This is a genomic window from Actinomyces glycerinitolerans (genome assembly GCF_900098745.1).
Taxonomy (GTDB): Bacteria; Actinomycetota; Actinomycetes; order Actinomycetales; family Actinomycetaceae; genus Actinomyces; species Actinomyces glycerinitolerans.
In genome coordinates this window covers 264,567-277,378 of the sequence record NZ_FQTT01000010.1, presented here as the reverse complement: position 1 = coordinate 277,378, position 12,812 = coordinate 264,567, and the positions used below count along the sequence as shown (strand labels likewise).

The 12,812-nt window shown below is 69.5% G+C and carries 11 protein-coding genes; 6 read left to right on the top strand and 5 right to left on the bottom strand.

Translation table 11 applies throughout. The annotated features are described in order from the left end of the window. Positions 1-37: 37 nt before the first annotated feature. Together glpK and ACGLYG10_RS07745 are read right to left on the bottom strand one after the other, a co-directional pair. A complete protein-coding gene (glpK, locus tag ACGLYG10_RS07750; protein ID WP_073330064.1) occupies positions 38-1,576 on the bottom strand; it encodes a glycerol kinase GlpK in 1,539 nt (512 codons plus the stop codon). Positions 1,577-1,620: 44 nt separating this feature from the next. Continuing rightward, positions 1,621-2,355: an MIP/aquaporin family protein gene (locus ACGLYG10_RS07745; protein ID WP_073330061.1), complete on the bottom strand. Its 735-nt coding sequence runs from the start codon at positions 2,353-2,355 to the stop codon at positions 1,621-1,623. A 389-nt stretch (positions 2,356-2,744) separates the two neighbouring features. Between ACGLYG10_RS07745 and glpA the strand changes: the two genes are divergently transcribed. The 5 genes from glpA (at position 2,745) to ACGLYG10_RS07720 (ending at position 9,263) form a co-directional block, all read left to right on the top strand. After that, on the top strand, positions 2,745-4,493 hold the full coding sequence (gene glpA / locus ACGLYG10_RS07740) for an anaerobic glycerol-3-phosphate dehydrogenase subunit GlpA (RefSeq protein WP_083565748.1): 1,749 nt from the start codon (positions 2,745-2,747) through the stop codon (positions 4,491-4,493). Beyond that, a complete protein-coding gene (gene glpB / locus ACGLYG10_RS07735; protein ID WP_073330054.1) occupies positions 4,490-5,944 on the top strand; it encodes a glycerol-3-phosphate dehydrogenase subunit GlpB in 1,455 nt (484 codons plus the stop codon). Before glpA ends, glpB begins: the two co-directional genes overlap by 4 nt. Beyond that, positions 5,944-7,314, top strand: a complete 1,371-nt coding sequence (locus tag ACGLYG10_RS07730; protein WP_083565747.1) for an anaerobic glycerol-3-phosphate dehydrogenase subunit C — start codon at positions 5,944-5,946, stop codon at positions 7,312-7,314. Before glpB ends, ACGLYG10_RS07730 begins: the two co-directional genes overlap by 1 nt. 232 nt (positions 7,315-7,546) lie before the next feature. Continuing rightward, positions 7,547-8,575: a sugar-binding transcriptional regulator gene (locus ACGLYG10_RS07725; RefSeq protein WP_073330051.1), complete on the top strand. Its 1,029-nt coding sequence runs from the start codon at positions 7,547-7,549 to the stop codon at positions 8,573-8,575. Beyond that, positions 8,553-9,263, top strand: a complete 711-nt coding sequence (locus ACGLYG10_RS07720) for an amino-acid N-acetyltransferase (protein ID WP_083565793.1) — start codon at positions 8,553-8,555, stop codon at positions 9,261-9,263. The genes ACGLYG10_RS07725 and ACGLYG10_RS07720 overlap by 23 nt, the downstream gene beginning before the upstream one ends. A gap of 67 nt (positions 9,264-9,330) precedes the next feature. On the opposite strand, the gene ACGLYG10_RS16225 is transcribed toward ACGLYG10_RS07720, so the two are convergent. Both ACGLYG10_RS16225 and ACGLYG10_RS07705 read right to left on the bottom strand, forming a co-directional pair. After that, positions 9,331-10,656, bottom strand: a complete 1,326-nt coding sequence (locus ACGLYG10_RS16225; RefSeq protein WP_170866489.1) for a hypothetical protein — start codon at positions 10,654-10,656, stop codon at positions 9,331-9,333. A gap of 102 nt (positions 10,657-10,758) precedes the next feature. Next, the gene (locus ACGLYG10_RS07705) at positions 10,759-11,172 is read right to left on the bottom strand and encodes a hypothetical protein (RefSeq protein ID WP_073330041.1); all 414 of its coding nucleotides are present in this window, start codon (positions 11,170-11,172) and stop codon (positions 10,759-10,761) included. 334 nt (positions 11,173-11,506) lie between these two features. Here ACGLYG10_RS07705 and ACGLYG10_RS07700 point away from each other — a divergent pair, with 334 nt between their 5' ends. Then, positions 11,507-12,409: a hypothetical protein gene (locus tag ACGLYG10_RS07700; protein WP_073330038.1), complete on the top strand. Its 903-nt coding sequence runs from the start codon at positions 11,507-11,509 to the stop codon at positions 12,407-12,409. Positions 12,410-12,503: 94 nt separating this feature from the next. Here ACGLYG10_RS07700 and ACGLYG10_RS16345 read toward each other — a convergent pair. Beyond that, positions 12,504-12,812 (bottom strand): hypothetical protein (locus ACGLYG10_RS16345; RefSeq protein ID WP_211482999.1); only part of this gene is annotated, 309 nt, incomplete at its 5' end.

The window sequence follows — 12,812 nt, the reverse complement described above, 5'->3', positions numbered from 1 at the left end:
CGGCCTGGGACTCACGCGGCGGCCCGGACGCCGACGCTCACTTCACGTCGTCGTCAACCCAGTCGAAGGTGCGGGTGACGGCCTTCTTCCACAGGCGGTAGGTGCGGTCGCGCTCGGCGGCGTCCATGGACGGCGTCCAGCGCTTGCCCTCCTGCCAGTTGGCCACGACGTCCTCGGTGCCGTTCCAGAAGCCCACCGCGATGCCGGCGGCGTAGGCCGCGCCCAGCGCGGTGGTCTCGGCCACCACGGGCTGGATGACGTCGACGCCGCACAGGTCGGCCTGGAACTGCATGACCAGGTCGTCGTTGGTCATGCCGCCGTCGACCTTGAGCTCCTTGAGCGGCACCCCGGCGTCGGCGTTGATCGCGTCGAGCAACTCGGCGGACTGGAAGGCGGTGGACTCCTCCACGGCGCGGGCGATGTGCCCCTTGGTGGCGTAGCGGGTCAGACCCACGATCACGCCGCGGGCGTCGTCGCGCCAGTAGGGGGCGAACAGGCCGGAGAAGGCGGGCACGAAGTACACCCCGCCGTTGTCCTCCACGGTCTGTGCCAGCGCCTGAATGTCGCTCGACTTCTCGATCATGCCGAGGTTGTCGCGCAGCCACTGCACCAGCGAGCCCGCCACCGCGATGGAGCCCTCTAGCGCGTACACCGGCTTGGCGTCGCCGAGCTGGTACAGCACCGTGGTCAGCAGGCCGTTCTTCGAGAAGACGGGCTCCTCACCGGTGTTCATCAGCATGAAGCAGCCGGTGCCGTAGGTGTTCTTAGCAGTGCCGACCTCGAAGCAGGCCTGCCCGAAGGTGGCCGCCTGCTGGTCGCCGAGAATGCCGGAGATCGGGGTGTCGATCAGCAGGCCGTTCTTGCGACCGTAGCCGTAGATCTCGGAGGAGGAGCGGATCTCGGGCAGCATGGACATCGGGATGCCGAAGTCGGCGCAGATGTCCTCGCGCCACTTCAGCGTGCGCACGTCCATCAGCAGCGTGCGGGAGGCGTTGGTGACGTCGGTGACGTGGACGCCGCCGTTGACGCCGCCGGTCAGGTTCCACACGACCCAGGTGTCGGGGGTGCCGAACAGCAGGTCTCCGGCCTCGGCCTTCTCGCGGGCCCCGGGCACGTTGTCCAGGATCCACTTCACCTTGGTGGCCGAGGGGTAGGTGGAGATGTTCTCGCCGGTGATCTGGCGGTAGCGCTCGGTGCCGAGCGGGTCGCCGGCGGCGATCTCGCGGGCGATCGATGCGGTGCGGGTGTCCTGCCAGACGATGGCGTTGTAGATCGGCTCGCCCGTGTTCTTGTCCCACACGATGGTGGTCTCGCGCTGGTTGGTGATGCCGACGGCGGCCAGCGAGTGGCGGTTGATCTCCGCCTTCTGCAGGGCCTCGGCGACGACGGCGCGCACCGACTCCCAGATCTCCACCGGGTTGTGTTCGACCCAGCCGGGGTTGGGGAAGATCTGGGTGAATTCCTGCTGGCCGATGGAGACGACCTGGCCGGAGTGGTTGAAGACGATCGCGCGGGAGGAGGTGGTGCCCTGGTCGATTGCCAGGACGTACTTCTCGGTCTCGGTTGCTTCGGTCATGAACGAGTCCTTTCAGTTCACTTCATTGTGATTGCGGGCGAATGTCAGAACAGCCCGGCCATGTTCGGGATGAGCAGACCGGCGACGACGCCGCCGAGGAGCGGGCCGACCACCGGCACCCAGGAGTAGGCCCAGTCAGCGGAGCCCTTGCCCGGGATCGGCAGGAACGCGTAGGCGATGCGCGGACCCAGGTCACGGGCGGGGTTGATGGCGTAGCCGGTGGGGCCACCCAGCGACAGGCCGATGGCGACAATCACGAAGGCCACCGCCAGCGGGCCGAGCTCGGAGGGGGACTTGCCGTTGTAGATCACCCAGGAGACCAGGGCGAAGGTGCCGATGGCCTCGGTGACGACGTTCCAGCCGTAGGAGCGGATGCCGGGGCCGGTGGAGAAGCAGCTGAGCTTGACCTCGCCGGGGGCCTGCTCGTCGAAGTGCTTCTTGTAGGCCAGCCAGGCTGCGACAGCGCCGACGATGGCGCCCAGCATCTGGGCGAGGATGTAGATGCAGATGTTCGCGGCGGTGGCAGGGACACCCGCCGCCAGATCCTTGCCGGCTACGGCCAGGCCGATGGTGACTGCCGGGTTCAGGTGACCGCCGGTGGCGTAGGCGGCGTAGACGCCCATGAAGACCGCCAGGCCCCATCCGAAGGCGATGACGATCCAGCCGGATCCCTGCGCCTTGGACTTGGGGAGATTGACGGCGGCGCAGACGCCGGCACCAAAGAGGATGAGGATGAACGTCCCGAAGAACTCCGATAGGAAGATCTGGGCGAGACTCATGGCCTGCTCACTTTCTGCACGACAGCGTGCTCGATGTGTAGGGCGAGCGGCCTGCCGCCGCCCGCGTTCCACGAAGGATCGGGCGGAGTCGTTGCTGTGCCCGAACACCCTAGAAAGTACTCGACGGCGGCCCCCGATTCGGAGCTCTGCACCGCCGGGACGGAAGGTTGGTGAGGTGAAACTCAGTTGCGAAGTCGGCGGATTTGCAAAGAAAAAAGGGGGTTTGTCCGATCGTTACGGGAAATAGGTGCGCGCCGTCGTGTCGCGCGGTGAACGTTTGCGCATTCGGCGTGCACGAGCTCCCGACGCCGTGTAGTCATGAAAATGACAAACAGTTCGGGTGGCCCGGCGTGGCCGCCCCGCCGAGCCGGACGAGGAGGTCCTAAAAAGTGAGAGCCATGACTGCCGACGTGGTCGTCGTCGGCGGCGGCGCCACCGGCGTCGGGGTCGCCCGGGACGCCGCCATGCGTGGCCTGAGCGTCGTGCTGCTGGAGCGCGCCGACCTGGCACAGGGCACCTCCGGCCGCTTCCATGGGCTGCTGCACTCCGGCGGCCGCTACGTCGTATCCGACCCCGGCTCCGCCCGCGAGTGCGCCGAGGAGAACGCCATCGTCTCCCGCGTCCACGCCGACGCCGTCGAGCGCACCGGCGGCATGTTCGTCGTCACCCCCGAGGACGACCTGGAATTCTCCGACCGCTTCCTCATCGGCGCGCAGGAGACCGGCGTCGCCTGCGAGGAGTTGAGCCTGTCCGAGGCGCTGCGGCTGGAGCCGCGCCTGAACCCCGGCATCAAGCGAGCCTTCGCCGTCAACGACGCCGCCGTGGACGGCTGGCAGATGGTGTGGGGCGCCGCCCGCTCGGCCCGGGCTCACGGCGCCGAGATCCTGACCTACCACGAGGTCACCGACCTGGTGGTTGAGGGCGAGGGGGAAGACCGCCGCGTCGTCGCCGTGCGGGCCCACGGGCTCAAGACCGGCGAGGACCTGACCATCTCCTGTGCCATGGTCGTCAACGCCGCCGGCCCCTGGGGCGGGCGCCTGGCCGCCATGGCCGGCTCCGAGGCGGTGGAGATCGTGGCCGGCGCGGGCATCATGATCGCCGTCAACCACCGGCTGGTCAACCACGTCATCAATCGCTGCGTCTACCCCGCCGACGGCGACATCCTCGTCCCCGACCACACGGTGTCCATCATCGGCACCACCGACAGTCGCATCCCCGACCCCGATCACATCCCGATTCCCCGCGAAGAGGTCGCCCAGATGCTCGACGCCGGCGAGGTCCTCATCCCCGGGTTCCGGCAGACGCGGTTGGTGCACGCCTGGGCCGGCGCCCGGCCACTGGTGCGCGACAAGCGCGTATCCGGCACCGATACCCGCCACATGAGCCGCGGCATGACCGTGCTGCGGCACAGCGAGGCCGAGGGCCTGGCCGGGCTGATCACCGTGGCCGGCGGCAAGCTGACCACCTACCGGCTGATGGCCAAGAACACGGTCGACGCCGTCTGCGCCGAGCTGGGCGTGGAGCGGCCGTGCACCACGGACACCGAGTCCGTCCCCGGCTCCGAGTCCGGCCACAACTACCGCATCACCCACCGGCTGGCGGCCCGGGAGCAGGATCGGCTGGAGGACCAGATCATCTGCGAGTGCGAACTGGTCACCCGCAAGATGCTCACCGACCTGATGGACGAGCAGCCCGACGCCTCCTTCGACGACCTGCGCCGCCAGTTGCGCATCGGCATGGGCCCGTGCCAGGGCGGTTTCTGCGCCGCCCGCGTGGCCGGCGTACACGTGTGCCAGGGGCGTACCGATGCTGCCGAGGCGACCGAGCTGCTGCGTACCTTCCTGCGGCACCGTTGGATCGGGCTGTGGTCCATCCTGCACGGCGAGCAGGTCCGCGAGGCGGCCCTGGACTTCTGGATGCTGCAGGGCACGCTCGACGTCGAGGACCTGCCCGCCGCCGCGGCCCCCGCCGCCGCGGCCACCCCGATTGAGAACGCGGAGGACGGCGAGCAGCGGCCCGACGAACTGGCGGAGGCCCTGGCCGCCCTGGCCGCAGCTCCCCGGCTCGACGCCGAAGCCGCGGCCCTCGCCGGCGCGACCCACGCCACTGCCGCAGCCAACCAGGAGGTCCGTGCATGAACAGCGACGTCGTCGTCATCGGCGCCGGGATCGCCGGCTACGCCGCCGCCCTGCGGCTGCGCCGGGCCGGAGCCGGCGTCACCCTGGTCACCAAGGGCATGGGCGGGCTGGCCCTGTCGCCCGGAACCATCGACGTGCTCGGACGGCTCGGCGGCGCGGCCGGACCGGCCGGTCCGGGAGCCGGAGGCGAGGCGGAGCGAGCCGCACGCCGTGCCATCACCCACCCCTACGCCGCCATTGCCGCGGCCGACCTGCTGCCGGAGGGCCATCCCTATCGGGTGATCGGCCGGGAGGCCACTGCCGCCGGCGTGGATCGTTTCGCCGCCCTGGTCGGCTCCGACCTGCTGACCGCGCGCCCGGACGGCGCCGCGGAGGACGCCGGCACGGGGCAGGGCGGCTCCGCCGTGAACAGCGGCGAGGGGCCCGCGAACCTGTGGCTGCCCACGGCGCTGGGGGCCGTGCGCCCCACCCTGCTGGTGCAGCCCTCCATGCAGGCGTCCGTGCTGCACGACGGCGGCCGCTACCTGGTGGTCGGCCTAGCCCGGCTCAAGGACTTCACCGCCGACATGGTGGCCGGGAACCTGGGGCGCGCCGAACTGCCCGGCGGCGGACGCGTGCAGGCGCGCGCCATCACCGTCGACTTCGAGGCCCGCGCAGGCGAGAGCGACACCAACGCGGTCGGGCATGCCCGCGCCCTGGACCACCCGGACGGGATCGACCGGCTCGCCCGCCTGCTGGACGGCAGGGTGCGCGACGGCGAGACCGTGCTGCTGCCCGCCGTGCTCGGGCTGAACCGCCCCGGCGTCTTCCGGGAACTCGCCGACCGCCTCGGCGCGCCCGTCGGCGAGATTCCCCTGGTGCCGCCGTCGGTACCCGGGCTGCGGCTGGAGCACTGGCTGGACCGGCTCGCCTCCGCCGAGCGCGTGCGCGTGGTCATGGGGGCACGCGTCGTCGACAGCCGCATCGAGGGCGGCCGACTGGTCTCCGTCACCAGTGCGGCCGCGGGCCGACCCCGCGAGCACCGTGCCGACGCCTTCATCCTGGCCGCCGGCGGCTTCGAGTCCGGGGCCCTGACCATGGACTCCCACGGGCAGGTCACCGACACGGTGTTGGGCCTGCCGCTGGCCGGGGTCAGCGCGGACGGGCAGGAGAACCTGCGCCGCCTGATCCACCACGATTACTGGGGCGCGCCCCAGGGACTGTTCCGCGTGGGCGTGGCGGTCGATGCGCAGATGCGGCCGCTCGGCCCCGATGGCGCCCCCGTCCTGGCCGGTGTCCATGCCGCCGGCGGGGTGCTGGCCGGCGCGGTGCGCTGGAGCGAGAAGTCGGGGGAGGGCATTGCGCTCGGCTCGGCCGAGGCGGCGGCCGCCGCGGTGATGGCCGAGCTCGGCCACGGCGCGGCCCCGGACGCGAACAACGACAGCTTGAACGTAACGAAGGAGCAGGACTGATGTTCGACGTCGACACCCTGGCTCAGCGCTGGGACCTGCCGCTGCCCGGCAAGGGCGGGGCGCGGGTCAAGAGCGGCGCCGCCGCCGTCGAAACCGCCGCCCACTCGCTGGCTCGAGCCAGCCTTGACTGCTGCGTCAAGTGCACCATCTGCGAGACGATGTGCCCGGTCATGGAGGTCACCGACCTGTTCCCCGGCCCGAAGTTCGTCGGCCCGCAGGCGGAGCGCTACCGCAACGGGGAGAGCGTGGACCACTCCATCGACTACTGCTCCTCCTGTGGCACCTGCACGCGGGTGTGCCCGCAGGGCGTGAAGATCGCCGAACTGAACAACCAGGCCCGCGCCGTCATGCGCGCGCAGAACAACGCTGTGCCCGTGCGCGACCGGCTGATCACCCAGACCACCCTCATGGGCAAGGTGATGACCCCTATCGCGCCGCTGGCCAACGCCGCACTGGCCAACAAGCCCATCCGCGTGGTCATGGAGAAGACGGTCGGGGTGCACCGCGACGCGCCCATGCCGCACGCACAGCCGCAGTCACTGGCCGGCTGGCTGCGTCGTCGCACCAAGCGGGCCCGCACGCTGGTGCCCGCCGGCTCGCGTGGGCCGATCGTGTTCTTCCACGGCTGCGCCGGTGGCTACTTCGAGGTGGAGACCTCCAAGCGCGCCATCGAGGTGCTTGAGCACATCGGCTATGAGGTGATCGTGCCCAAGCAGGGCTGCTGCGGCCTGGCCGCCCAGTCCAACGGCCTGTACGGGCAGGCGTCGGCCAACGTGGTCAAGTTGTGCGAGCAGCTGGCGGCGGCCGGCAAGGACCTGACGATCGTGTCCTCCTCCGGCTCCTGCGCCGGCATGCTCAAGCACGAGGCTCACGAGATCATGGGCGTGGACGCCGAGGTACTCGCCGACGTGTCCCCGCGGACCGTGGAGCTGTCGGAGTTCCTGCGCGACCTGGACGACGCCGGTGAGTTGCCGCACCACTTCCGCCGCATCGACGCCACGGTCGCCTACCACGCCCCCTGCCAGCTCAAGGGGCAGAACATGGGGATGCCCGCGATCGAGCTCATGGAACTGGTGCCGGGCTTCCACGTGGTCGAGTCCGGCCGGGCCTGCTGCGGCATCGCCGGCACCTACGGGTTGAAGAAGGAGAAGTACGACGTCGCCCAGGCGGTCGGTGGACCCCTGTTCGACATCGTGCGTGAGGTGAACCCGAACCTGGCGGTGTGTGAGACCGAGACCTGCCGTTGGCAGATCGAGCAGTCCAGCGGCGTCAAGACGGTCCACCCGATCTGGGTGCTGCACGCCGCCTACGGCCTGTCCCGGCTGGCCGGCATCGAGCCCAAGCCGGAGCGCGCCGACCGGGCGCGCTGATCCCGCGGATACCGCGTCCAACCCGTTTGGGCCGCCACCCTCCTGTTCGGACCCATGCTTTCGGTTTGGGTCGTCGCAGTGTGCTACTGGGGCGATCCAAACTGACGCGAGCGGTCCAGACCGACTTACGGGGTCCAAACCGGTGCCAGGTGTCAAGGGCAGCCGCCGGCGCATGCGATAATGGTCGCTCATGGCGCACGAACGTGCAGGCCAGTGGGTGACAGGGGGATGCATGACGGAGGGGGCCGGCAGCACGGTCTCACCCGAGCGCTGCTATGAGGCCGCCTCGATGTACTACGTCCAGGGGGAGACCATGGACGTGATCGCCCGCCACCTGGGCGTGTCGCGCTCCACCGTGTCCCGCCTGCTGACGCGGGCACGCGCCGACGGCATTGTCCGCATAACCCTGACCGCGCCCGGCGGTGCCGGCACCCTGGAGGCCGCACTGAGGGAAACCTTCAACGTCTCCGCCCGGATCGTGCCCGTGCGTGAGGGCACCACCGAGATTCACCGGCTGGAGCAGGTTGCCGCCGTGGCCGCCGAGGAGCTGGTGGCCCTCGCCCCCGAGAACGGGGTGATGGGCGCGGCCTGGGGCACCACCATGTCGGAGGTCTCCGCCGCCCTGCCGCGGCGCCGCGTGCCGGGACTGACCGTGGTTCAACTCAACGGGGCCACCGCACCCGAGGGCGACGGCCCGAATGTGGGGGAGGTATTGGCCGACTTCTCCGAGCGACTCGGCGCGCGCACGGTTGCCTTCCCGGTTCCCGCGTTCTTCGACCACGCCGCCACCCGGGAGGCCATGTGGTCGGAGCGTTCCGTGCGGCGCGTGCTGGCGCTCGCGGACCGGGCGAGCCTGGCGGTTTTCGGCGTCGGCTCACTGGATCCGAATGCGGCGCTGCCCAGTCAGGTCTACAGCGGCGGGCACCTGAGCGAGCAGGACCGCGCCCTGCTGCTGCGCGACGGCGTCGTCGGTGACGTGTGCACCGTCATGCTGCGTCAGGACGGCACTTGGCGTGACGTCGCCCTCAATGTGCGCGCCACCGGTCCGACGCCGGCGCAGCTGTCGCGGATTCCTCGCAGACTGTGTGTGGTGGCGGGTGTCGGCAAGACGCGCGCCCTGCTGGCGGCGTTGCGGGCCCGCGTGGCCACCGACCTGGTGGTCGACGACGCGACCGCCCGCGCGGTGCTGGCGCTGGCCGCACGGAAGGAGAAGCGCGAACATGGGCCGCATGCGCAATATGCCCAGCACCGACAACGCTGAGTCGAGCGCCGTGGTGCCCGCAACCAGCGCGGGAGCCGAAACGGATGCGACCACCGCGGCGGATGCGGCGGCGTCTGCCGCCCCGACGGCATCGCCGGCGGTACCCGTGGCTGCGTCCGACGCTGCCGCCCGGCTGCCCGACCGCTTCCGGGACGCGGCCTGGCGCACCGTGCTGCGCCCCGCCCGCCCTGCCGACGCGCGCGCCATCGCCGAGCTCGTGCGCCCCTATGCGGAGCGGCGCATCCTGATCGGTAAGGACCTGATCAACTACTTCGAGGACATTCAGGAGTTCACCGTCGCGGAGGGCACCGGCCAACTCGACGGCGCTACCGAGTCGGGGCTGATCGGCTGCGGCGCCCTACACGTCATGTGGGATGACATCGCGGAGGTGCGCACGCTGGCGGTACGCCGCGACCACCTGCACCACGGCGTCGGCCATGCCATTTTGAACAACCTGCTGGACCGTGCCCGCACCCTGGGGTTGCGGCGGGTGTTCTGCCTGACCTTCGAGGTCGACTTCTTCGCCGCCCACGGGTTCAAGGAGATTCAGGGCACGCCCGTGGGTACCGACATCTTCGTGGAGATGCTGCGCAGCCACGACGACGGCGTCGCCGAGTTCCTCGACCTGGCGCGTGCCAAGCCCAACACCCTGGGCAATACCCGCATGCTCCTGGAGCTGGACGACTGAGAGAACATCCGTTAGCCGCTCCGGGAGGCGAAGGACGCCGCTCGCGTTCAGGCGTTGTTCGTCGGGGTCACCAGGAGTCGGACTCCTGGGTCCACTCCGGGGTGGTCAAGGTCTCCAGCGAGCCCGCCTGCCCGGCCACCCCGGGATCCGCGATGTAGTCCTCCTGGACCTCGTCTTCCAGCAGTGGGATGTCGTAGGTGCCGTGGGGGCGCCGCCGTTGGCGCGACTGCCCCCCGCCGCGTCCCGCGGCCGGCGCACCCATGGCGGGGCGTCCGGTTGCGCCGTGCGCGGCGGATCCCGCGGTGCTGCTGCCCTGAGCGGAAGCGGCACCAGCAGTGGTAGCCGCCATTCCGGTGCTGCCGTTGATGCCGGCGGTCGTGGTGGCGCCCATTGTTGCGCTGGTGCCGACGGCTGCGGTTCCGCTGGCTCCGCTCAACCCGCGCACGACAGCCGCGGCCGCGGCTGTGGCGCCGACAGTGCCAGCAGTTCCGGCGACAAGGCCGGTGGTGCCGGGACCGCCCGCTCCGCCGACTGACGTGGTGTGACTTGCGGATGCCAGGGGGATGAGTTTGCCGTTCTCAACCGTGTAGCGTGCCGACGCAAATGCGGTGCTCTGTGTCGAAGCCGGACCGTTGACTCTGCTGGTGAAGCGATCAACCTGGGTGACGGAGTGACCGATATGGGTGTTGGGAACGAGACGCGAAGTCGCGGTGACCGCCGTCGTACCGATTGCGGCTGTACCGGTTGCGGTTGGCACGAGGGGGACGGCGTGACCGGTGGCGTAAGTGCCTGCCCCGTAGCCGGCGGTGCTCCCGGCTCCTCCGGAGCCTGCGGCCCCACCGCCGCCGGCGCCTGCTCCCGAAGTGGTGCCACCGCCGCCGCCGTTGCCTGCGGAACTGGAGCTGGGAAGCTCGTCGAGCGGTGTCTGGTTGACCTGGCGATTCGGGTCGAACTCCGGCCGTGAGAGGTCAATCGCGCGCAGGGCCGCTGCCGAGGCGGTCAGCGTGGTGTCCATGGGGGAGAGCGCTTCGGCGGCCTGCCTGTTACGCCTGTCCTCAATGACGATTTCTTCATCCATGATGTCTGAGGTGTGCTCGGGCAGTTCGTCGTACTTGGGCTTGGCGGTGCGCATGGAGTCGCGGGCCGTGGTGCGCTCGGATTTGATGGCGTCTACTGCTGCGTACCATTTGCGCACCTCCGCCTGCAGCTGGGCGAGTGCCCCGTTGACGGCGAGTTGGGTCTCGCCCTCGAAGGCGGGGCTGGCGGCGATCGTGCGGATGGTGTCGTCGCAGGAGACCAAGTTCGACCGGATCTGGGCGAGGATGACGTCGTCCCCGTAGTCGTCCAGGTCGAGGTCGTGGATCTTCTTCAACTCGTCGGCGTTCGTTCCCATGCTTCGTTAGTCCTTGTCGATCCTTCGTCGTATGTCAGTCATCTTGGTTTCTCTACGCCGGGCCGAGGCGCGTGCGAATCGTACGGCCGCGGGCGGTGGAGGCTACTCGGCGGTGGGCCTTGCCTGAGCGGGACCGCCGGGCAGCCCTCGCGGCCTCGATGTGTCGGGGATTTCGGAGCGGTTCTCGCTCCATTTCTTAAGGGTCTGTAACGCGTCTTCCTTACTCTGCTCGTCCTGCTCGGTGAAGGCGGTGACGGCGGCGTCATAGTTCGTCTTGAGCGTGTCCAGATCCTTCTGCGTGGAGGCGATGCAGGCCTGGAGCTGATCGAGCACATCGGTGTATGCGCGCATGCAGGAGTGGGCCTGGGTGTGGGTGGACCAGGTCGTGGTCGACTGGTTGACGGTGACCGAGTCCACGCTGGTTGCTGCTGGTGAGGCGTACTCGTCGGAGGCGGTGGCCATCTTGGCGGAGTTGCTCGTCGCGGTGTCGTAGTCGACCGAGAAAGTACCGGACATTGTGTCTCCAACTGTTCGCAGGGGCGGATGTAAATCTGTAGTGGTTGAGGTGGCGGTGGAGCCGTATGTGAACGACCGTAGCCGGTGAGGGCATTGATCTGAAGGCATGAGAGTGGGGAGCGCTCCCCACCCTCGCGCCGACGTCGAAGCGCCAGGCGTGGTGGGGGGGCCGACCACCCACACGTCACGAACACGCTACGCCAGTTGTGTCCGGACTGTCACCGTTGTGCGGGCGCTGAAGGCGTGACATCTGCCTCGCCGCCGCGTCATCCCGGGGTTCCCGTCGACTAGCCCCGGTCGTTATCATGATCGTCCCGTGACAGAGGAGAGTGAGATGACGCAGCCGACACCGGGACGGGGGCAGGGCCAGGAGCCTCAGGTGCAGGGGCAAGGGCTGCGCCCGGGCGTGCAGGGTTACGGCCAGTACGGGCAGCCCGGCGGGTATGGAGCTCCCGAGTACGGCTCAGATGCCGGCGGGCAGGCGCTCGGGAGCGGTCAGTATGGGCACGTCCCCACGCAGTCCGGCTACGGTTACGTGCAGCCGGGCCCCCCGGCCGGCCAGGGGGCGACGACGCCGTCGGCCGGGCAGCCTTATCCTGCGGGTTTTCAGCAGCCGGGAATGGCGGGTGAGGAGCAGCCCCTGAAAGTTGAACTGGCCCCGATCCCGCTCTCGCAGGAGCGGCTCGTGCTCAAGTCCAACATCACGACATCCGGTGGCTTTGCCTTCTGGTTGACGGCGGGTTTCGGACTTGCCTGCCTGTACGGCGCCGGCTGGTACCTGGTGAATGAGCCGGACAGGATCGGCTACATGCTGGTGGCGCTGTTCGCGGGCCTGGCGTCGCTGGCTCTGGTCGTCACCATGGCGCGCAGTCACACCGTACTGGACACGACCGGAATCCACCTGCATGTGTTCGGACAAACGCGCGACTTCCCCTGGCCGACCTCGCGCACCAGCCTGTTCGCCCGCGTGACGCTGGGGAAGGTGGTTAAGAGCGCGGATGCCTACATGGTGATGCCGGATGGACAGGCGGTGGCGCTGACGGGACTGTCCTGGATGGGGGCGTGGCCGCCGTCGCTGGAGGCTCGGGCCGTGGCCCAGTGCTCGCGGATCTGGGACTGGGCGGTGGCCCGCGGCTACACGCAGGAGACGCATGAGTACATTCCGCTGTCGGGCGTCACCTGGCAGGCGCAGCAGGTGGTGCGTGAGAGTCAGGAGCGGCGTTACGGGCTGCGGTGATCGGCTCTGGCTGCTGTGGAGCCGGGTGCTGGTTCAGCTTGTCAGTGAGTTGATCAACCCGTCGTCCCGGCACTGCAGCATGTGCCGGGCTGTTTCATGCGATTGGTACGGCGAAGCGGGCGCAGTAGGCGGGGTCTACCGGGGGTGTTTGGCCCTGGGCGTTGGTGATGGTGGTGGCGACGGCGCGCATGAGTTGGGCGACGGCGTCGTTGGTGAGCTGGCTGGCCCACTGCTGGTCGTCGGTGGGCATGAGCTGCTCGATCAGTTCGATGGTGTGTCCGGCGACCTGGAGGAAGCGGCCGGTGTACAAGACGGTTCCGGGAAGCAGGGCCACCTCCTGGGCCTGGGGCACGGCCGATACCGGGCCCACATCCCTTCCGGTATGTACGACGACGACGGCGAT